We start from the raw sequence: 22,802 nt of genomic DNA, 5'->3' as shown, positions 1-22,802 counted from the left end.
GATTTAACGCCCCTACGCCAATACCTTTTACTTTCGATGTTTGATGTAAGTCGCCAAATCCTTATCGCCTCTGCCTGAGAGATTGAGAACGACGACATCTTCTTTTTTCAATTCCATCTTTTCGAGAGCTGCCAGGGCATGAGCGGATTCAATGGCTGGAATGATGCCTTCAATCTCGCTGAGTTTGTAGCCGGCTTGCATGGCTTCCTGGTCTGTCACGTAGTAAAATTTGCCTCTACCAGAATCAAATAAATGTGCGTGGATAGGACCAATACCCGGATAATCGAGTCCCGCTGAAATAGAATGAGGTTCTACGACTTGTCCATCTTCTGTTTGCATGAGGATCGTTTTGCTACCATGAAGGACACCGGCTTTTCCCAGATAGGTAGTTGCAGCGGATTTGCCGGAATCAATTCCAAGTCCTGCTGCTTCTGCTGCTACCAGTTTTACTTCTTTATCATCCAGGAAATGATAAAAGGCACCTGCAGCATTACTTCCCCCACCTACACAGGCAACAACATAATCAGGGGTTTCTTTGCCTGTTTTTTCTTTCAACTGAAGCCTGATTTCCTCACTGATGACCGATTGGAAACGGGCGACCATATCCGGATAAGGGTGTGGACCTACCACGGAACCAATGATATAATGCGTGTCTTTAGGATTGTTGATCCAATGGCGCATGGCTTCATTCGTGGCATCTTTGAGGGTTTTACTTCCAGATTCTGCAGGGACTACTTTTGCCCCCAACATTTTCATTCGCTCTACATTAGGTTTCTGTCTTTCGATATCTACCGAACCCATATAAACGATACACTCCATGCCCATCAAGGCACAAGCCGTAGCTGTAGCTACTCCATGTTGGCCAGCTCCCGTCTCAGCAATGATTCTGGGTTTATTCAGGCGTTTGGCCAGGAGGATTTGTCCGATCGTATTATTTACTTTATGAGCTCCCGTATGGCAAAGGTCTTCCCGCTTGAGGTAGATTTGGGCGCCTATGCTTTCTGATAATCTTTTGGCGAAGTATAGAGGTGTCGGTCTGCCCACATAATCTTTCAGTAAGGAACGAAATTCTTCCTGAAAATCAGCTTCACCTATGATCTGTAGGTAGTTTTCTCTCAGTTCTTCTATATTGGGGTAAAGCATTTCCGGGATAAAGGCCCCTCCGAATTGGCCATAATATCCATGCTCGTTTACCTGAAAGGGCGATTCTATAATCTTGTTCATGATGATCGTATACTTTTGACTATGCCTGGGCAGTAGCCATTTGTTTCTTGAGTTCTTTTAACTGTTCTATATTTTTTAAGCCTGGACTTAGCTCAAATTTGCTGTTTACATCTATGGCATAGAGCCTGGGATGATTCGGGATAGCACCGGCATTCTCCAAACTGATTCCCCCACTCAAAAAGAAAGGTACATGACTGGGGTATTGATTCAGAATATCCCAATTGAAGACCACTCCATTTCCTCCCGGATGTTTTCCTTTGGTATCGAAAAGGAAAAAATCGACATAGGACTCGTAGTCTTTGAGTATGCTAAAATCAAATCCATTGCCTACAGAGAAGACTTTGATAATCCCGATCCCTCTTTCCTGTAGTTCTTTGCAAAGTCGGGGCGTTTCCTGACCATGCAGTTGTAAGTAGTCAAGGCCAAAATCTTCTGCCTTCTTTAGCATAAATTCCTTTTCCGCATTTACAAAGACGCCAATCTTTTGAGGATGAGAAAGTGCCTTTATCCTATTTGCTTCCAGACTGTCTCCCACGTTCCTGCTGGATTTTTCATAAAAGATCATGCCCATGAAATCGGGGCTTAGCTCCCGCAATTGTTCCACATTATCCGGGAACTTCATGCCGCACACTTTTAATTTTATGTCCGAGCCAGCCTTCATTTTCCTTGCAATACTTTATTTTCCTTCAGGAGTTTTTCCAGTTCGTCAACAAACTTTGCACAAGCTTTATGCGGAGCACTGGTTTCCATAAATTTTTGTCCCATCAAAAATCCCTGAAAGCCTGCCTGCTTGAGTTTGACTACCTCTTTGGGATCGCTGATTCCACTTTCTGCAACTTTGGTAAACTCCGCCGGAATCTGATCTGCTAATTGCAAGGAAGTCTTGATGTCAACGCTAAAATCTTTAAGGTTGCGATTGTTTACTCCCACCAGATCGAGGTGCTCATTGAGAGAACGATCCAGTTCCATTTGGTCGTGAACTTCCATGAGTACTTCCAGCCCAACTGATTTTGCAAAGGCCGCCAATTTCTTGAGTTCTGCGGGATAAAGTGCCGAAGCTATTAGGAGAATTGCATCAGCGCCTATGGATCTCGCCTCCAGGATTTGGTACTCATCGACGATAAACTCCTTTCTCAAAATAGGGCAATAGTTCATTTGGCGAGCAAGAGTCAGGTCTTCATTCTTCCCACCAAAATATTTGGTATCCGTGAGGATGGAAAGGGCCGAGGCTCCAGCCTGCATATAGCCAATGGAAACCTTTTCTACCGATACAAAAGGATTGATATCTCCTTTAGAAGGAGATTTTCGCTTTATCTCGGCAATGATGCCGCTTAGGTCGGGCCGACTCACATAGTGTTTCATCGAAACAGCCGGAGTGTCGAAGTAGATGCTTTTCTCCAATAATTTTATCGGATAAAGGGCTTTTCGCTCTTCTACTTCAATCTTTTTATGTGCAATTATTTCGTCTAGAATGGTCATGGGTAAAACCTTGTTAACGTATTGGGCTGTCCTCATGTTCAGGTGTTCTTGTCAGGATTCATTCAACCATAACACGAGAACAGCTGAACACAAGAATACTTCTTACTATTTTTTGATGAACTTCTTAAAACTATCCAATGCCTTGCCGCTATCGAGGGATTCTCTCGCACTGGCTACTGCATCTGAAATGCTGATACCTTTGGAACAATGAATTGCCATCGCAGCGTTGGCGATAACGACTTGTTTCTGCGGTTCTGTAGCTTGATTTTGGAGAACGTTCATGAAGATTTTGGCTGCTTCTTCTACGGTATCTCCTCCATGCAAATCTTCTGCCTGCCAACGATTGAGGCCCATCATTTCCGGACTGATCAGGTTGTCGCCTTCATTGGAAAGGTATTTCGTATCAGCTGTCAGGGAAATTTCATCATAACCGTCCAGAGAATGGAGAATGACGAAATTCTTATCCGTTTTCTGATAGAGATATCCATATAGCCTCGCCAACTGCAAATCAAATACGCCTACCAATTGTTTTTTAGGGAAAGCAGGATTTACCATGGGTCCCAGCATATTGAAGAAGGTTTTTACGCCAAGTTCCCTGCGGATGGGGCCTACGTTTTTCATGGCCGGGTGAAAGAGCTGGGCGTGAAGGAAGCAGAGATTGGAACGCTCCATTTGTCGCTTCAATTCATCGATGTCTTTGCTGAATGTACCTCCGAGGTATTCGATTACGTTGGAGGAACCAGATACGGATGAGACTCCATAATTGCCATGTTTTGCAACAGCTACCCCTGCTCCTGCTGTCACAAAAGAGGCTAGGGTAGATACATTGAAGGTGTTTTTACCGTCTCCCCCGGTTCCACAAAGATCAATGGGATCAAACTCTTCCAGGGGAACGGGAATGCAAAGTTCGAGCATGGCTTCTCTAAATCCTCCCAATTCTTCGACGGTAATTCCCCGCATAATGAAGACTGTCAGGAAAGCAGCCACCTGCGAATTATTGTACATGCCTCCTTTGGCAATATTGGTCAGGATTTCTTTGGCCTGTTGCTTATCGAGGGTCTGATGAGAGAAAAGGTGATTCAATATACCTTTCATATTGGCAGAACTGGGTGCGCTGGGTTTTACCACTTCTTTCAGGGGCATTTCCAACCAGTTTTTCATCATCTTGATGCCGTGATCTGTGATGACGGACTCAGGATGAAATTGAAGACCATAGAGGGGTAGATTTTTATGACGAAGGGCCATGACACATTTGTCCTCATCTTCTGCAAGTATCTCCATTTCGCCATTGATCGAGTCTCTTTCAACGGCCCAGGAATGGTAATGTGCCACATCAAGATTTTTGGGTAAGCCTTTGAAAATGGGATCTTTGGGTTTCAATACGGTAGCTGGAGTTCGAATCCCGTGGAGTACCTCGGGCATATTATAGAGAGTCGCACCAAAGTTTTCGGCGATGGCCTGATGTCCCAGGCAAATACCGATAATGTGTTTCCTACTCGCGTATCTTTTGATCAGTTCAGGCATGATCCCGGCTTCTGAGGGTATGCCTGGTCCTGGTGAAAGGACAATCTTATCATAGCGAGCCACATCATCCAGACTAATCTTATCATTTCGATATACATCCAGATTTTCTCCATATCCCAGTTCACGAATGATGTGTACCAGGTTATAGGTGAAAGAATCGTAATTATCTAGAACTAGAATCTTCATGTATATAAGGCTTGGCGGGTTTTTAGAATAAGTGTTATTGTATGACAGCTGAAGGTTTGCGATCTCCCAGAGTTGCTGCTACCTGAAGCGCATTTCGCATTGCTCCCAATTTGTTGTGAACTTCCTGGAGTTCACTTTCCGGACTGGATTTGGATACGATACCCGCACCTGCCTGGTAGTAGAGTACATTCTTTTTACTGAGGCAAGAACGAATCATGATGGCCTGGTTGAAAGTTCCGTCGAATCCGAGATATCCCACGCAGCCTCCATAAAAACCTCTATTCTGGTTTTCATACTGATTGATCAATTGCATGGCTCTGTGTTTAGGCGCACCGGAAAGGGTTCCTGCCGGAAAGGTATCAGCTACCAGCTTCATTGAAGAAGCATTTTCATCTATCTTGGCCGTTACTTTTGAAACCAAATGGATGACGTGGGAATAGTATTGAATTTCTTTATAAGTGTTTACTTCTACATCAGTGCCACTTCTGCTTAGATCATTTCTGGCCAAATCAACCAGCATAACGTGCTCTGCATTTTCCTTAGGATCATCGAAGAGTTTTTTCGCCTGCTCCAAATCCTCTGCATCATTGCCGGTTCTTTTAAAAGTTCCTGCAATGGGATGGATAGTCGCGGTATCGTCCTGAATGATCAATTGCGCTTCCGGAGAGGAACCCATGAGTTTGAATGATCCATAATCACAGTAGAAGAGGTAAGGTGAAGGATTGATGGATCGAAGTGCACGATAGACATTAAACTCATCCCCTTCAAAACTTTGGGCATACTGACGGGAAAGTACGATCTGAAAGACATCTCCTCTCTGGCAATGGTCTTTGCCTTTTTGTACGATGTTAAGGTATTCCTGATCCGTGATATTACTGGACTCCTCTCCTACAGGCGTAAAGCTAAAATGAGGCAAAACATGGTGTTTCAGCAGGGTCTCAATTTTCTCCAACTGAGAATCTTCTTCCTCATTTCTATGTTCCAGCAGGTACATTTCATTTTTGAAATGGTCGATGACGATCATAAAGCGATAGGCCTGATACAGGAGATCCGGAATCTCTCTGGCTTCATCCTGATACTGCTGGATATCGACACTTTCATAATGTCGAACCACATCATAACTATGGTAGCCAAAAAGGCCATTGTAACTGAATTTCAGGTCCAATTCCTCTACTTCGAAACTATCCACATAGCTTTGTAAAATTGGCCATAGACTTTGCGGATCTCTCAATTCCACCTCTTTTTTCTTTCCATCGGGGAAATTCATGTAAACCATAGATTCTTTTACCTCAATAGATGAGATAGGATCAAAGCAGATAAAAGAATAGGAATTATCCTGGCTATGATAATCTGAACTCTCCAACATGATGGAGTTTGCAAACTGGTCCCTCAATCTCAGGTAGAGACTAACGGGAGTAACTGTATCTGCTAGCAGCTTTTTGTAGCTACTGATGAGAGGATAGGTGTTCATAATGTTTGTCAAATAAAAAATGGGCTTGCAATGTCGTAGACAGCAAGCCCAAATATTCTCTAAATTTTGCAAATACGGCTGAAGCTACGACTCTGTATCAGATCCGTGCCACCACCAAAAATTAGTATTCTGCAAAACTTTCATTATTTCTTTTCGATTTTCGACTACAAATATAAAGTATGTTGAATATATAGCAAATTTTTATTGGATCTTCCTTATCACGATGTCTTCCTGATGCTTGTTAACCACATACTGGAAGAAGTCCCTGATTCCTGCGTATTGTTCTGGAGGATAGGTGGTTTGGTTGATATTGATTGCACTGGTAAAATGGATAATATTTCCCATTTCCAGCACATTGTAGGTGAAAGATCCCCCTCCGTTTGGAAGTAAAACTCGAATAGGAGTAGGGGCCTGAGCAATTTCATAACCCTCTGGCAAACGAATCCCAATCATATGAGAATCAGTAAGTGGATAGGGGAAATCTACGGGTGTATTTCGAATCTCATTGTCGAAAGGATTCTGCAATACCGCCTTAATCATCATGGGTTTGATGATGATGAATTCTCCTTCGTCTGCGACTTCAACATAATCTCCCGTACGCAATTCACAGGTTACGATCAAAGGATCTTTCTCATCTTCGGGTTGATTGAGTGCATTTTGGAAAATTTTAGGGTCTTTGAGACCAATCAAAATTTCCTCTAGTAAATACTCCTCATTTTTGCCTTTATATCCTTCCAGCTTTTTCTGTTCCAATACAACGCTATACTCCCGGTTCTCAACCGAAATTTCCCCATTCAAAACGCCCTGCTGATCGAGATTGAATCTACTATAGGTAACCCGATTGACTTTATTTCTGGATTTAAGGGTAACCCACCTGCCACCATCTCCATTGACCACATAACCAAACTGATTGAGGTCATTTTGAGGAAGCATACCTAATCGGTCCAAATCACTACTGGCATCCAGCAGTATCTCTTCGCCATCAATGACCGCTAGAACGATCGCATGATTAAACTGAGCAAGGCTGGCATATTGAGAACTAACTACGCCATGATCTCTGGTACTCAGGATAACCGGATAAACTTCTATATCACCCTCTTTCAATAGATGATAGAGGTACATATTGATCTCTGTTGCACTTCCCTGCCGTTTATTTTTAGCCCTTTCGACATTCACTCCATCCAATCCATATTTGCCATTCCATTTGATTTGTTTTTGTACTGCAGCCAGGGTGTTTTCCAGTAAGACTCGTTTCCCCCGGGATAGTTTTTGCAATTGATTGGTTTTTGCTCTGACCAGTTTTTTACGGGCTCTCACTTTAGCAGGCTTCACTTTTTTGAGCATGTGCTTATTGAGATCATTCCAATTGTCAAAAGCTACCGCGCTGGACCTTCCTCTAAAGCTATCCTTTCTCAACTGTAGGGAGATTTGTGTTCCTCCTGCATTGGATTCTAAAGAAAATGCTTCTTTTCTCAATGCAGGTACATCTGTCATGATATACGCATTGAAATTGCCGAAAAGGCTCTGCTGGCCGTAGAGAGAATTGTTGTAAAATGGAGAGTTGTTTCTGATGCGACTTCGATTTCTGAATCTATCTCTATCGTCACGGGTTTGATAATTGTCCCGGAATTGTCTGATACGCGTAATGTTGCCCGTGATAACCGGCAAGTATTCAAAGGAACGAGGAATAAAGGTCTGGTATTCGCTTTGGACTACGGGAATATCCTGATTGAAAGTCCAGGGCTTTAGTTGGTCAATATTTCTGGACCTGATCTGGTAACTGTATTCCAGCACGACCCCGGGTTCTACAAAAGGAAACTCAAAGCTAAAGATTCGCTTTTCTCCTTTGATTCGCTCTTGTTTTACTTTTCTCTTACTAACGGGGAAAGTTACAGTTTCCCTTTCGCTATTGAGCTTATGAGTAACCGCTTTTATTTCCAGCAAAGCATCCCCAATGGATTCATCCACTTCTATCTTTACTTTGCCATATCTTTCCCCGGCTTTATTGAGGATTTTTATCCTGCGGACATAGGTATAAAGCACTTTGGGTGAATTGCCCATCATCAAAAGTGATACTCTGCCGAGATCATTGATAATGACAGCATCTTCGTCTTTATAAAACCTAAATAAATCCTCATCAAGGAATTCCGGATCCAGCTTTCCAAACTCTAGGATTCTTTTCTCTAAATCATCCTGAGCCAGTATAGCTTGTGGTAGAGCCAGGAATACATAAAGGAATGCAAAAATGAAAAGAGTAAATCTGTTCATGGTTCTTGGGGCCTTTAGGTACAAATTACAAAAAGTGGTCGACAAAAATGTCGTCCAATAGTCTTGTGTGTAATTTAATAACTGTCTTTCAGGTGGATAGGTTTCGATCCTAAGCGAATTCTAATCTAAAATAAATCCGTTTAGCGCCTCTGCAATCTTCCGTTCATTACTTAATCTCGGAAATTTATTCTGCCCGCCCAACTTTCCAATGGATTTCATGTAATCACGGCAAGCATTGTTTTTCAATTTTCTGATCTGTGCAATCTTGAGGATGTTACCCGCACGCAGGTCTTCATAATAAGGATTGAGCTTTCGCATTTCAGCATCCAGGATCTCAGCAAATGCTTCCATGTTTTCTGGTTCTTTATTAAACTCTACAAACCACTCATGTGCAGAAGTTCCTTTTTCTTCCTTGATGAGAGGGGCTACGGTAAATTCCTGAAAACTTGCACCTGTAGTTGCTGTGGCAGCAATCATAGCCTTATTGACTTCTTCCTGGATTACATGTTCTCCAAAGGCACTGATGAAATGCTTGACCCTGCCAGACACCCGGATCTTCCAGGGATTTAAGGAAGTGAATTTTATGGTATCTCCGATGTCATAGGCCCAAAGTCCTGCATTGGTAGAAATGATGAGGGCATATTGTTCGTTGAGTTTGACTTCGGAAAGACCTAGTCGCTTTGGATTTTCTTTCCCATACTCATCCATAGGGATGAATTCGTAGTAAATTCCCTGATCTGGCAATAGAAGAAGGCCATCATCTTTTTGAGAGTTTTGAAAGGCGAAAAATCCCTCTGAAGCGGGATAAACTTCTGAGATGTCCACATTGCTCCCAAAGTATCCTTCGAATATGGGTTTGTAGGGATTATAATCAACTCCTCCCTGAACAAACAGGCTAAGATTTGGCCATACTTCCAGGGGCGTTTTTCCTGTTTGGGCTTCAAGTTCTTCAAAGAACATCTGTACCCAGGGAGGAATCCCGGAGATGAGGCGGAGGTCTTTATCTTTTACCTCTTCTACAATACGTTTTACTTTCACCTCCCAATCATCGATAATATTAGCTTCATAACTGGGAACCTTATTGCTTTGGAGGTAATTGGGTACAAAATGATTGACGATCCCGGAGAGCCTACCCGTTCGTAGGCCATGTTTATTATTCTCTATTTCAGGACTACCAGATAGAAACATCATTTTTCCATCGAGAAAGGATGCTTTACCGCTTTCAGCTATATAGAGCAGCAAGGCATCACGAGCTGCATTGACTTGTTTCCGGATAGAGGCTTTTGAAATGGGAATGTATTTGGCTCCGGAGGTGGTTCCTGATGTTTTTGCGAGGTATAATGGTTTGCCGGGCCAACTTACATTTGCTTCTCCCTGGTAGATTCGATCAAACCATTCTTTGGCCTTTTCATAGTCCCTGATGGGAACATTCTTCCTGAAATCATCAGGCTTTTTTATCGAGGCAAAATCATGGGCCTGCCCAAAGGCGGTATGCTTTGCCGTCTGAATAAGTTGATGGAAAGTTTTTTCCTGGAGGCTGAGGGCATTTTCGCTCATCTTTTGATACTTGCGAGCGAGTGAACGGGCCCATATTTTACTGACAAAAGTCTTGAGACTCATGGCAGCAAAGGTAAGAAAAAATGAGTGCTGTAAAATAATCAAAGGCTGCATGAAAAACATGCAGCCTTTTTTCTTTCCTTTTGTTTACGTCGTACTGACAAATGTGAGATCAGTATAAATATTCAGAACTATCCTAGATGAAGGTCGATTCTGATATTTAAGCAGTTGCCTGCTCTAAAGTTGCTACAATCTGAGGTAAGTCTTCAGACTGAGTAATCTCAGTAATACGATCAGCCAGAGATTTGATTTGACTGTTGTACTCTTCTAGCATTTTTTTGCCTTTCTTGGTAATAGTTACCAGGATTGAACGGCGGTCTTCTTTAGAGTTGACTCTTTTTACGAGATTCAATCTCTCAATTTTGTCAACCAGGCTGGTTAGTGTGCTGAATTTTATTTTGAACTGCTCACCGACTCCCTTCATTCTCTGAGGACCAAAATCATTTACATATAATATGATCTCCATCTCATTGGCAGAGATTTTATACTTTTTTCTGATTTCATTCTGATGCTGACGAAAAGCATCTCTCATCATAAGTAATTGTCTCTCCAGGTTGGACGTTCCTTGCAAGTTGTTTAATTCGCCATTAGATACCTTCTGCATAGTTTTTCTGGATATTTGGTAGGTTAATCTGTTAAGGTTTGTTTATCTCATTTCGAAATTATACGAAATTTCTTGTGTTTCGGTTTTTGATTCTATCCATTAACCTGTCTAATAGTCAAATGCAATTAACACAGTGCCGTGAATATTTCAAAATATTAAAGATATGCATGTTAGGTAATTTAGAATAAAGTACAAAAATACACGCTCTATCTTATTTACTGTCTGACTAATCCTAAATTTTGAATTTTTTTTGTATTTATAATTTTGTTTAATCGTTCAATATTGCACAAGGCATGGAGCGATATCTAAAAGTGATTTCAGACAGAAATCCTAACACGCAAATGACAGGCTGAAAAAGTAAAACTGGAAACAAGCGCAACAGGGGAAAGCGATCTATTTTCTGCGCAACCAGTAAAGGATTTTTTTGAACCAGGATACGTTTAGCAGCAAGTCCTGAATCATCTCATTCATTGCATCGTATCTCTCGTCTGGATCTTTTCGGGTCGCTTTGAATATAGCTTTACTCACATTTAACGGAATAATCTGAGTTTCGCTTTTTACAAATCTATGAAGGGAATTTACCGATTTGAAGTCAAAATCTGCGATTGCCTTACCTCTTGAGAATACTTCAAATAATACAGCTCCTAAAGAATAGATATCTGTTTTTTTGCTGACAGGAGATTTGCCGGAAAGAACCTCTTCAGGAAAATACCGAGAAAGTCTTTCGGCTTTCTTTTTCTTCTGTACGTCTTCAGGAATATCTAGTTTTATTTGATAATTACGGCTGATGTCTGCGAAAAGGAAATCAATCAATTTAGGGCTTTTTCCTTCACTGAGAAGGATTTTTCGAGTTTTCAAGTTACCGTGAATGATTCCTTCGCGTGGCATACCGGCGGCATCAGTGAAGCTGGTTTTATGTGCGGCTTCAAGACCCGACGCGATCTGAACGACCAGGTCAACCAGGCTTGCAGGCTCAGTACAAAGGCTCTCAATACCAACTTTATCGAGGCGGTCTCCGTTCACCAATTCCATGACCATATACATGCGTTTTTGGCCAAAAAGTTGCACTTCTCCAACATCATAGAACTTGACCACGTTGGCATGTTTGATGGAAGCCAATCCTTTATTTCCTGCAAGAACTATGTCTTTCAGATAATCGTAACCTTCGATTACCCGGTGTGTAATTTTTATAGCACGTTCTTCATTTAATCCGATATGTAGTGCCTTATAGACTGAACCCAGGCTCCCCGAACCCAAAAGCTCAAGTATGCGGTAATTGTTGATGGTCTCCCCAACAAACTCTTTGGCATCTATGGATTCTTCATCCTCATTTGCATCCTCATCCAACTTGTAAAATAAACGCCACTGTGCCGGAAACCAGGAGCTCCCTTCTTTAAGGGCCAGCTTCCAGGGAAGGTCAAGCCCTTGTTCGCTTTCCTCTTCTTCCCAGTATAGAGATCGTTTGCCTGTTTCGATGACAAAACTACTTGGTCCATATGAACCTAGTAAGATTCCTTCGGCCTCAGCAAAAGATTCTTCTATAGATGCGCCTCCTGCCATGCCTGAATAAAATACTTCTGCAAAGCGTCTGGCCATAAGATCATTGATCTTTTCAGAGGTAGCAATGATCGCTGGGATATCCTCTGCCAACATAAGTCTGGCATGGTCCTCTGTAGCACATCCATTTAAGAAAACCAGTCGAAGACCTTTCTGAGCTCCCAGGAATTTCGCCAATCCCAGAGAGAAAAAAGATTCGTTTCCTCCATCTTCTGTTTCCAGCCACAATTGATCTTTAGCAGCATGCCCTCCGTAATGAAAAATCTGAATGCGATTACTGTACCATTCGTCCTGAAAAACCTCAACGATTTCCTCTTGTGTGGCTGCCGGGATTACTTTGAGGTGTACCCGGCCTTTTTGTACCGAAGGCTCAAGGGCCTGCATGACAGTTTTCAACTCCGTAGTCAATTGTCTTAGGAAGCCTTTTTCGCTACGTTCATTGGCATATGCGAGTACAATGACTGGGATAGTAGTGTTCAGATCTGACATAGAGGAGATTCAGTCAATATGGGTCTATTCCACCTGCAATATAAAAATATCCTAATCATGGAACTATCTCTACACTTTACAACCTTTTCCATTTGATAGGGTACATTCCTAGGAAGCTTGGTATTGGCAAGTCCGATTTTTAGGACTTAACTTGCAAGCCTCTTAGTGGATTGCCTGTATGGGAAAGAAACTTATTATATATAGTGCCTTTTTGTGTCTCCTTTTTTTCCCTGGTAAAGGGTGGACACAGGTAGTTCCTACATTTTCAGATCCTCCGCCTGATAGTACGGCTACTGATTCCCTGGAAGATGACAGAATCAAGATCCTGAATTCTGATTTGTTGATGTTTGAGAAGGTTGATGGAATCCCCATTCAGAAATTGATTGGCAATGTTCGTATTCAACAAGACTCAACCTTCTTCTATTGCGATAGTGCCTATCATTATGAAACTCAAAACCGTCTGGAAGCATATGATAATGTCAGGATCGAAATGTCTGATAGTGTCACCTTGACGGGAGATAGACTGATTTATTTCTCTGATACCAAAATTGCCGAGGTCTATGATAATATAACCCTGACCGATCAGGAAGCTATATTGACGACGGATCGGATGACTTATCAACGTGTAGAAGATTTTGGATTTTATGAGGATGGAGGGGAGTTGTTAAATGGTACAGATACGCTTACCAGTAAATTGGGGTATTACTATCCCCAGACCAAGGATGCCTTTTTCAGGGGAGATGTGGTCTTGATGAGTCCGGACTATAATCTGGAAACGGATACTCTGGGATATAATACTGATACCAAGGTGGCTAAATTCCTCACCTTTACAAAGATCATCAGTGAAGATGGAGAGATTACTACAACTAATGGTAACTATTCGACAGAAGATAAAAAGATCAACCTCTTTGAAAGAAGTACGGTAGAAGATTCCAGTTATGTGTTGACGGCTGATTCTTTGCGCTATGAAGATCAGGATAATATGGGGTATGCGCTTGGAAATGTATATATACAGGAAGAGGACTCCAGTTTGGAGATAAGGGGACAGTATGGACAGTTTAATAGGAAGACGGATGAAAGTATGGTGACCCAGGATCCGGTTGCTATCCAGTTTATGGAGGATGATACCCTCTATATGTTTGCAGATACTTTATTGTCACTTAATATAAAGCGGCCTGTTGAGGAAGCTGATTCTCTCAAGCAGGATAGCATAAGTGTAGGGGCGGATAGTTTGATTCAGAATCTGGCACAAAGAGACAGCTTACTAAAGGATAAACCAGCTATTGATTCAACGATTGCTACACTGCCTGATTTGCAGATAGAAAAGCCTTCGGCTGTTATTCCTGATTCTGCTTACGAGCAATTGCAAAAAGCTCCTGCCTTGGGTCAGGTACCTACTGATTCCAGCTCTTTAACAGGCGTAAATCCCTTTTCCATTAAACCTCCGGATGATAGCCTGGCTGTTGATACGCTGGGGAGGAGGGATTCTGTGGAAAGCAGGGTCTTTCGAGCTTATAAGAATGTCCGACTCTTTATGAATGATATGCAGGGGAGGGCTGATTCCTTGATTTATATGTTTGATGACTCAATGATCTATATGTACCAGAAACCGGTACTGTGGGCAGATGAAAGTCAGATAACAGGAGATAGTATCATTATCTGGATGAAAGATAGTAAGATTGATTCTATGTGGGTTGGAGCCAATGCTTTTCTGGCTTCTAAAGAAGATACGGTTGGGTACAATCAGATCAAGGGGAAAGAGATGCGGGCAAAGTTTGTGGACAATAAACTCTACCGTCTTCATGTCATTGGCAACTCAGAGAGTATCTATTTCGCCAAAAATGAAGATGACAGCACCAATATCTTTTATGAGGGCATGAACCAGGCATTGGCTCAGGAAATGTTCATGTATTTCGTGGACAATGAAATTCAGCGAATCGTCTTTGTTTCTAAACCTGAAGGAACCTTCTATCCTTTTTTCGAAGTTGTCTTCAAAGAAAATAAGCTCGATGGCTTGATATGGCGGGGAGAAGAACGACCCGAAAAGCCTGAAATTTTTGTAAAGCTTCCTGGAGTTCCTATACAGCTCCCTTTATCTATTCCACAATCTGATACTTCTTCTTCACCACCTCGCGGGGAAAAGCGTTGAAGTGCCACCATTCAGAAAGTATTCCATGGAATCCGGCTTGTAGCATAGCTCCTCTAAACAACCTGCGGTTGTTGAATTGATCCTGGCTGAGCTTTCCTTCCTTTAAATATTGTTCTTCATATCTCGGCTGTGCCAGATCCCCAAAGAAATCAAAAGGAGTTCCCATATCTACATATCCTGTATCAAGGTGCACCAGCGATAAGTCAACGGCTGCGCCATAATTATGCATAGAGCCGCTTCCACCGGGAGCTGCAACATATTTCTGTTGATCGGTTCCTTTTACGATCTCCCACATCTTGTATTGAACAGATCGCGGCCTCACACAATCAAAGACGATGATGCTAAGTCTTTCATCTTTAGATTTTATACTAGCCTGAACCTTGGCCAACTTATCGGCTACCTCTTTCTGTAGATAGCAATGGGTATAATCTTCATAGACATCTTCAGCCAGAAAATTATCTGTAGTGCTGTATTTCATCTCTACTACGATATCATCTACAACAGTCAGCACATTGACCAGTCCTTGAGAAATGAGGGTGCGTTCCAGGTCCGAAGTATCGGGTTCCTCATAAAGCAGGGCAGAATCAGTAGGTACCGGTATTTCGATACTATCAATTTCGACGGAAATAGAATCCTGAGATTCGGAATCAGTCGAACCGCTTTTTGAGGGAGCGCAAGCAATAAGGAGAGAGAGAAGGAGTAATAATAGCCCGGAAAAGCCAGACAATGTTTTCATACTTATCCGTTTAAAAAGCCTATTTAAATAAAAGCTAAGGGCATAGCAAGGATTTTTAGGAAAAATATGCAATTGAAAAGGCGTCTGCCCGGATTTGCTTTAGCAAAAGGAACAGACGCCTGTCGACATGTTGTTTTTAGAAAATGTTGCTGCGGAAGTTGTTATGGGGTACTTGTTCAAGGTATTTAGGACATGCTTCCAAAGATATCTTCAAGATAGCTTTTGCCTAAATACAGCAATTCTTAATTACTGCCAGGACGTTTCATGCGAATGACTTCCTGTTGTAAGTCAAGAACGATCGAGGAGAGTTTCTCAAGAGAGATATCCGGATCAGGGAATTCCTGGCTCATGAACATCTTTGCTTTCCAAATCTCCCGCACATCTTCTATACGAACCTCATAGGGCGGATAAGCTGGATTGTCTGACTTCAAGGTCAACAATTTGCTACCGTCATTGGCAGTTCGGTTAAAGATTCGCTTATAAACAACACCTTCAGTAGTGGATGCTAGAATATAGGTTTGACCTTCTTTGATCTCTGTCCAATCCTGTACATACTCACCAATAACAATGGTGCCTGGTTTCAAAGGAAGCATAGAATCTCCCTTAATCTCAAAAGCTCTGTATGTTCCATTGCCCAACATAGGAAGCTGGAACTTGGGGAGCTCTTCGATATACTCAGGATCGGCATATCCATTGAGGTAACCGGCAGATGCCTTTTGGTGAACATATTCGATGTTTTCCCGGCCTTCATGGTCTATAGTAATAGGAAGGATACGAAGTCTTTTTCCTTCCGCATCCATCATTGCTTTCGCATTTTGGAAATTTTCAAAATCCTCCTCACTGAGTTCCGTAAGGTTTTCTTTGATAAGCAAGTCTATAGAAACCTGGAAGAAATCAGATACCCGCTCAAGGGTATCATAGCGGGGAGTCGCCCTTCCTTCTTCATAAGCACCTATAGAAGCTCTCCTTACTCCAAGGTGATTGGCTAGCTCCTGTTGGGTAAGCCCCTTTCTCTTGCGCAGAAATTTTAGGTTTTTGTCGATAACCATCGAGTCTTTGTCTCCCATAACGTTTGATTTTAGGCTAATTCGATTAGCAGCGTGAACTATTTTTTAGCAAACTATAAAAAAATTAGTATATAAACTAAAAAAACATAGAGATTTTTCCATTTTTTCCGCAAAATGCAAAAAGTATTTACTTTTTAGAGGCTCATGAACATTCGCGCCTGCCATATTTCATAGATTTTGCTAAGATTAACGGTTTGGGCCGGATAGCTTCTTTTCTCTGCAAGCAGCCGTATTTCCGCTTTTTGTTTCTGAGGGTAAAGCCTTCTATATAGCAGTCCCTGCTCTTTATGTAGGACTATACAGGTCTTTCCGCTCTGAATTTTTGCCCAGTCTTTCACATATTCTCCTACGACAATAGCGCCAGGCTCCAGCGGAAACATAGAGTCGTCCGCAATTTCAAATGCACGGAAAGAACCAACTCCCAGCATAGGTAAATGAAAGTTGGGAAGCTGGCTGATGAAAGATGGGTCCTGATGAAAGAGTGCATATGGCTCGTACTGATTGCTTGCTACAAAACCTATACGCTCCCTGCCATCTTTGTCAAGGGCAATAGGAAGTATCCGTCCCTGACTACTTCTGTTAGAAGATGGCTTTTTAGGCTCCGGGGGATAGCTGGAATGAGAATCATACTTGAAATAAACCTTCATGGCAGTATGAGCAGTTTGCGAGTGATGTTTGACTTATATTAGCAATGATAATAAAATTAGCTATATGTGCAAATAAAATTAGTGTATATTTTTGCACAAAGAATCCCCATTCTATTTAAGTACCTAAGAGTCAGGCAAAAAAATGAGGCAGCAAATCCATGATTTGCTGCCTCGCTTTTTAGATGAGCTAATTTTATTTTCCAGAGAAGCTAAGAGAACTTACTGCTGTAAACATCCCTTCCTTTATCTTTTCCCCTTCTGAAGGAGCATACACAAAGTAAAGACTTTGGCTTCCTGTGAGTTCTTTCGTCAATTTTATATTGACCATTGCTCCTTGTGCTCCGGAAGCAGGCTTTGCAAAGCCTCCCTTTCCTATTACTTCTCCATCTGCAGCACCTAGCCTCAATTCAAACTTCATACCTTTATCTGGAGCATTCTGCCAGCCTAGCAAGAGATTGGAAGAGCGTACACCTGTAAGATCAATATCTTCTACAGCAAACCAGCCTCCATCACGAGGAGCAATCAGGAGATTCATCTCTCCAAACTTCACATGACGGAATCCCTGATTAGGCGTATCTTCTGTAAATCCTATGCTGCTACTTTTCAGGGCAATCTTTTTGATGCCCGTAAGTGGCTTTGCTTCTGTTCCTCCCTGATCCGTATAACTGGCAGTCATTACTAATACCTTGTTGGCCTGTGAGGCTTCAGGCGTATAGCTTCCTTTGGCTGGCAAACTCGGTTTTTTGTTTTTCTCCCCAGCCAGAGATTGGATATAGGCAACGATTTGATTAACAGATAAGGATTCTAAATCTGGGTGAGCGGGCATTACCTTATCTCCCCAGACTCCACTGCTTCCATTGATAATTTGTTCTCGTAGATATTTAGCTGCCTGAGGGTCCTTCTCATATTTCAGGGCAATCGCTTCATAGCTAGGGCCGACTGATTTTTCCTGGGCTTTATGACAAGCCTTACAATCCAGAGATAAGGCAACGGCCTCTCCTTGCGCGGCTTCCGAAAGTTGCTGATGACCCAGTGAAAGGGAAGCTTCATCAAAACCTTCCATATAATCAACGGAAACATAAATCCGGGACTCATCTATACCCGTACTTCCATCTTCGGGATCATTGACTGAAACGCTATAATTGATCGGGACACCCGGCAAAAAGAATGAGGAATTTCCGCCTTCTATATTGATCGCCAGTTCCGGCCGTGTATTTCCAGCTGAAATTGAAAGCTTTTCACTTTCGACAGTAGCTCCCTGATCGTCTTTTACAGAAACGCTGATCTTATAGTCTCCCGCTTTTTCATAAGTGTGAGAAATGCCTGCCTCATTACTTTCTTCTGTATTACCATCTCCAAAATCAAAGATGTATGTCACCGGATCTTTTTCTCTATCCCTCGCATCAACTTCTACTTTTACTGTTAGGGGAAGTTGTCCTGTGCTTTTATCCAAACTAATCTCATCAATGACAGGTGGACGATTTCCTCCATTGTACTCTATAAAGCTCAAGCCGGAATCATCATTGGCTTTAAACCAGGTGGTTCCATATTCAAGCAAATAGATTCTTCCGTCTGGTCCCAGTTCCATGTCAATAAGATTATTGAGTTGGATTTCCTCAGCGAAGGCTTCCATTTTATTGAAGTCGCCATTAGGGAATAGGTGAACGGCTTTCATCCAACCCCTGATCCAGTCGTATATAATTACCTTGCCATCGTAGTAGTCAGGCAATTTATTATGTCCGGGATAGAGATCTGAATAATAGATCGGCCCAGCCATTGCATTTCTTCCTCCGGCTGCTGTTTCCGGAAAATCCTGAGATTGTCCATAATCATAATAGATATAGGCTGCTTTTGCAGCAGGCAAATCTTTGAGTCCGGTATTATTAGCGGATTCATTGATGGGAGCTTTAGGGTCGAAAGTAATGCCCGAGTTGCCATTGCTATAATCATAATCTACATAGGCTTTGTTGTTGGCGACGAAATAGGGCCAGCCATAGTTTCCGGCTTCTTTGGCCTGGTTCATTTCATCATAACCTCTGGGACCTCTGGTCTCAAAATTATCTTCTCGCGAATCGGGACCTACTTCTCCCCAATACAGATAGCCATTTTTGGGATCGACCGAAATACGGTAAGGGTTTCTGTGGCCCATGGTATAAATTTCAGCTCGGGTCTTTTCCATTCCTTTGGGGAAAAGGTTGCCTTCGGGAATGTCATAAGAACCATCCTCATTTACTTTGATTCTGATGATCTTGCCTCGCAGGTCGTTGGTATTACCGGAAGATCTACGTGCATCATACTGTTCTTTGCCCGGCAAGTCATTGAGAGGTGCATATCCATTGTTGACATATGGAGCTCCCGCTTCATCAAAAGGAGTCGAATTATCTCCGGTAGAAAGGTAGAGCAAACCGCCTGGCCCAAAAGTGATGGAACCACCCGTATGGCAACAAATATCTCTTTGGCTCCAAACATCCAGAATTTTTTGTTCTGAATCCATGTCCCAGACACCTTCTTTGAAGGTAAAGCGGGAAAGACGGTTTACAGACTCATCTCCCAGAGGAGAATAATAAGCATAAACCCAATTATTCTCCGCATAATTTGGGTCCTTTTGAAGCCCCATGAATCCTTCTTCTGCATTTACCCCGGGAACATTGGCTTTATAATAGACATTCATATCCGCTACCTGCTTCAACTCCTTTGTCTCATTATTGAACCACCAAAGGCGACCTTTTCTTTCCGCAATCAATACATCGAAATTAGGAAGGATGGTCATTTCTGTTGGCTCGTTAAATTCCCCACTGGACAGCTTGACTTTACTAAAGCGATCTGCATCCGGAGGAAATTGAGAGTGGGCTTTGCTATAATCGAGTTCACGATTATCTCCTATCGCATATTGAATCCCACCTAAAAGGTGTTTGAGATAATTTTCTTCTGTATAACTTTCTTCTGTATGTCCAAGAGCTGTATAAAAAGCTCTGCCACCATCGTATTCGTGGTACCAACTCATGGGATGGTTATCTCCATTCTCTCCTCCCTCATAGGAACTTTCATCTATTGCTACCAGCACCTTAACATCTGGATTCATCTTTTTGAAATTGTAGAGCTCATCGGTTCTGGTCCAGGAAGTTTCCTGGAAGAAGTTGGTTGCTCCAAAATTTTTATCCTCAATCAGAAAGTTTGCTTTTTGAGTTCTTGGGTGACTTTTGAAATAGGCACCGACCAGTTTTCCATACCAGCCCCAGCTGTATTCAGTATCCGTTGCAGCATGAACTCCTACAAAGCCACCACCTGCCTGGATAAAGCGTTCGAATGCGGCTTCCTGTTTAGGGTCCAGAATATTGCCGGTAGTATTGAGGAAAACGACAGCTGAATATTGTTTGAGATTATCTTCCTCGAAATATTCAGCCTGAGAAGTCGTGTCTACGCTGAAGTTGTGTTCTTGTCCAAGTTTTTGAATCGCAGCTATACCTGCGGGAATGGAAGAATGAACGAAACCTGCTGTTTTGCTGAAGACTAGCAGCTTGGGATTTCCTGATCTCTGATTGTTGCAGCCACTAAGGCTGAAGAGGAGAATTCCCAGCAGGAGTAGAATGGTCTTTTTCATGAATTTGGAAAATTATAGCTTAGTCCTGTTAAGTAGATCCTTAATAAAACTCAGTAGCCGATTTGATTGTTAGGGATTTTAGGTGAATATATTCTGCTATTTTACGCAAAAAATCAGGCTTTGTAGCAATGCTTTATGGTCTTTTTGACCAAATCCCAAATTTTCTCTGCCAGCTATTCGGCTGAGATTAATTTTTGAGGATACGCAAAGCGGCTTTTTCTTTTAGCCTCATCCTAGTATTTTTGCCCCATGCTCAGTTTGGATAAGGTCGGCATAGATTTCGGAGGCAACTGGCTTCTACGGGAAGCGAGTTACCAATTCGTAGCAGGTGATCGCGTAGGCTTGATTGGCCGCAATGGTGCTGGTAAATCTACCTTGCTTAGGATGATTGCCGGAGATATCACTCCTTCAGAAGGAAACATTCATTTCTCAGGAAAAACAAAAATTGCTTTTTTTAGCCAGGATTTGCTATCCTTTCAAACCGAAAAATCTGCGGTTTCGGTAGCACGAGAGGCTTTTGCAGAGCAATTGAAGTTGAAAGCCGAGATTGATGTCTTGCTGGAGAAGATAGAATCAGGAGAAGAAGATCCCGAGCTTTGGGATCAATTGGCGAAAAAGCAGGCCGAATTTGAAACCATGGGTGGTCCGGGTATAGATGCGGTTGTTCATGGAGTATTGTCCGGGCTGGGTTTCAAGGCCGAAGAGCATGAAATGCCTTTCCATACCTTTTCCGGAGGATGGCGGATGAGAATTTTGTTGGCGAAAATGTTGCTGACAGAACCCGACTATCTTTTGCTGGATGAACCTACCAACCACCTCGACCTGCCCTCAATTCAGTGGCTGGAATCTTATTTGAAAAATTTTGCCGGTGCCTGTATCATCGTTTCGCATGACCGAATGTTTATGGATCGGATGGCAAAAAAGGTGTTGGAAATAAGTCTCAGGCGACTCCATATTTATAATGGGAATTATGCCTATTATTTAAAGGAGAAGGATTTGCGGAAAGATCAGCATCAACGTGCCTATGAGAATCAGCAAAAGCATATAGCAGAGCAGGAACGATTTATCAACCGCTTCAAGGCGAAAGCGACCAAAGCCCGGCAGGCACAGAGCAAACTCAAGCAACTGGAGAAACTGGAGCGGATTGAGGCGCCTGAGGAAGAAGGTTTCAATTTGAAAATCCGCTTTGTGATGAATCAGGCTTCCGGCAAAGAAGTATTGAAGCTGAAAGATATTGGGAAAGCTTATGGTCCCAAAGAGATTTTAAAAAATACCGGGGGAGAAATTCTTCGTGGTGATAAAATTGGGCTGATCGGGGCAAATGGATTGGGAAAATCTACCTTGTTGAGGATCATTGCCGAAAGGGAATCCTTTGAGGGAGAGCATAAGTTGGGCTATAATGTCAACTTTGATTTTTTCGCTCAGCACCAATTAGAAGCTTTAAACCTGAAAAATACCATTCTGGATGAAGTTCAGGCTGCTGCGACGGGTAAAACGGAAACAGAGGTCCGCAATGTATTGGGAAGCTTTATGTTTTCGGGAGAAGAGGTAGATAAAAAGATATCGGTCCTTTCCGGGGGCGAAAAATCTCGGGTCGCTTTAGCCAAGACGCTACTTTCTGAAGCCAACTTTCTATTGCTGGATGAGCCTACCAATCACCTGGATATCCAAAGTATCGAGATGCTAGTGGAGGCATTGGATGCATATCCGGGAACCTATGTGGTTGTTTCCCACGACCGTTTCTTTCTGCAAAGGGTAAGCAATAAGGTCTGGTATATTGAAGATAAACAGATCAAAGAATATCCCGGAACCTATCAAGAGTATGCAGAATGGAAAACTCGCCAGGAGATCGAACTTTCAGACCAGGAAAGTCAGGCCCAATTAGAAAAAGAAGAAAAAAAGCAGGATTCCAATCTTTCCTATAAAGAACAAAGAAAACGTCAGAACCAGATCCGTAAGTTAACTCGCGATCAGGAAAAGTTTGAAAATGAGATTGAGAGCAAAGAAGGGGAGCAGGCTGATCTGGAAAAGGCAATGGCTGATCCGGAAAATGCCCGTGATTTTCAAAAATTATCTGAGCTGCAAACTCAATTCGATAAGTTGGGAGAGGAATTGATGGAACTTACAGAGAAATGGGAGGAAGTCTCGATGCAATTGGAGGAATTGGGGGAAGACTAAAATAG

General features: G+C 42.4%; 15 protein-coding genes and 1 pseudogene. 2 read left to right on the top strand and 14 right to left on the bottom strand.

The genetic code is table 11. The features are described from left to right. Nucleotides 1-27: 27 nt before the first annotated feature. From trpB to R8P61_18510, 10 genes and pseudogenes are all read right to left on the bottom strand, one after another. Nucleotides 28-1,224 (bottom strand): tryptophan synthase subunit beta, encoded by a 1,197-nt coding sequence (trpB, locus tag R8P61_18555; GenBank protein MDW3649077.1) that lies wholly within the window; start codon nucleotides 1,222-1,224, stop codon nucleotides 28-30. Nucleotides 1,225-1,243: 19 nt separating this feature from the next. Continuing rightward, nucleotides 1,244-1,846: a phosphoribosylanthranilate isomerase gene (locus R8P61_18550; GenBank protein MDW3649076.1), complete on the bottom strand. Its 603-nt coding sequence runs from the start codon at nucleotides 1,844-1,846 to the stop codon at nucleotides 1,244-1,246. Between the two features lie 35 nt (nucleotides 1,847-1,881). Further along, nucleotides 1,882-2,703 (bottom strand): indole-3-glycerol phosphate synthase TrpC, encoded by an 822-nt coding sequence (gene trpC, locus R8P61_18545; protein ID MDW3649075.1) that lies wholly within the window; start codon nucleotides 2,701-2,703, stop codon nucleotides 1,882-1,884. Between the two features lie 105 nt (nucleotides 2,704-2,808). Further along, nucleotides 2,809-3,798 (bottom strand): anthranilate phosphoribosyltransferase, encoded by a 990-nt coding sequence (gene trpD, locus R8P61_18540; protein MDW3649074.1) that lies wholly within the window; start codon nucleotides 3,796-3,798, stop codon nucleotides 2,809-2,811. A 60-nt stretch (nucleotides 3,799-3,858) separates the two neighbouring features. Beyond that, nucleotides 3,859-4,413: pseudogene (locus R8P61_18535) on the bottom strand (aminodeoxychorismate/anthranilate synthase component II). A 34-nt stretch (nucleotides 4,414-4,447) separates the two neighbouring features. Next, on the bottom strand, nucleotides 4,448-5,884 hold the full coding sequence (locus R8P61_18530; protein ID MDW3649073.1) for an anthranilate synthase component I family protein: 1,437 nt from the start codon (nucleotides 5,882-5,884) through the stop codon (nucleotides 4,448-4,450). A 201-nt stretch (nucleotides 5,885-6,085) separates the two neighbouring features. Continuing rightward, entirely contained in the window at nucleotides 6,086-8,152 is a 2,067-nt protein-coding gene (locus tag R8P61_18525) for a hypothetical protein (GenBank protein ID MDW3649072.1), read from the bottom strand. Nucleotides 8,153-8,272: 120 nt separating this feature from the next. Beyond that, on the bottom strand, nucleotides 8,273-9,772 hold the full coding sequence (locus tag R8P61_18520) for a GH3 auxin-responsive promoter family protein (GenBank protein MDW3649071.1): 1,500 nt from the start codon (nucleotides 9,770-9,772) through the stop codon (nucleotides 8,273-8,275). Nucleotides 9,773-9,929: 157 nt separating this feature from the next. Then, on the bottom strand, nucleotides 9,930-10,373 hold the full coding sequence (locus R8P61_18515; GenBank protein MDW3649070.1) for a MarR family transcriptional regulator: 444 nt from the start codon (nucleotides 10,371-10,373) through the stop codon (nucleotides 9,930-9,932). A gap of 393 nt (nucleotides 10,374-10,766) precedes the next feature. Then, nucleotides 10,767-12,419: a protein kinase gene (locus R8P61_18510; protein MDW3649069.1), complete on the bottom strand. Its 1,653-nt coding sequence runs from the start codon at nucleotides 12,417-12,419 to the stop codon at nucleotides 10,767-10,769. A gap of 178 nt (nucleotides 12,420-12,597) precedes the next feature. Between R8P61_18510 and R8P61_18505 the strand changes: the two genes are divergently transcribed. Continuing rightward, a complete protein-coding gene (locus tag R8P61_18505; GenBank protein MDW3649068.1) occupies nucleotides 12,598-14,568 on the top strand; it encodes an OstA-like protein in 1,971 nt (656 codons plus the stop codon). Here R8P61_18505 and R8P61_18500 read toward each other — a convergent pair. From R8P61_18500 to R8P61_18485, 4 genes are all read right to left on the bottom strand, one after another. Beyond that, complete coding sequence (locus R8P61_18500) at nucleotides 14,516-15,304, bottom strand: M15 family metallopeptidase (GenBank protein ID MDW3649067.1); 789 nt, start codon at nucleotides 15,302-15,304, stop codon at nucleotides 14,516-14,518. The genes R8P61_18505 and R8P61_18500 overlap by 53 nt on opposite strands. Nucleotides 15,305-15,546: 242 nt before the next feature. Further along, nucleotides 15,547-16,371, bottom strand: a complete 825-nt coding sequence (locus R8P61_18495; protein MDW3649066.1) for a LexA family transcriptional regulator — start codon at nucleotides 16,369-16,371, stop codon at nucleotides 15,547-15,549. Nucleotides 16,372-16,505: 134 nt separating this feature from the next. Then, on the bottom strand, nucleotides 16,506-17,018 hold the full coding sequence (locus R8P61_18490; GenBank protein ID MDW3649065.1) for a hypothetical protein: 513 nt from the start codon (nucleotides 17,016-17,018) through the stop codon (nucleotides 16,506-16,508). 193 nt (nucleotides 17,019-17,211) lie between these two features. Beyond that, a complete protein-coding gene (locus tag R8P61_18485; protein ID MDW3649064.1) occupies nucleotides 17,212-20,619 on the bottom strand; it encodes a ThuA domain-containing protein in 3,408 nt (1,135 codons plus the stop codon). Between the two features lie 249 nt (nucleotides 20,620-20,868). Between R8P61_18485 and R8P61_18480 the strand changes: the two genes are divergently transcribed. Continuing rightward, nucleotides 20,869-22,797 carry an ABC-F family ATP-binding cassette domain-containing protein gene (locus tag R8P61_18480; protein ID MDW3649063.1) on the top strand — a complete coding sequence of 643 codons (1,929 nt, stop codon included), beginning with the start codon at nucleotides 20,869-20,871 and terminating at the stop codon, nucleotides 22,795-22,797. Nucleotides 22,798-22,802: the final 5 nt, after the last annotated feature.

Source organism: Bacteroidia bacterium (assembly GCA_033391075.1).
GTDB lineage: Bacteria > Bacteroidota > Bacteroidia > J057 > J057 > JAWPMV01.
Note: the sequence above shows the minus strand (reverse complement) of the source record. Positions and strands in the feature narration are given on the sequence as shown.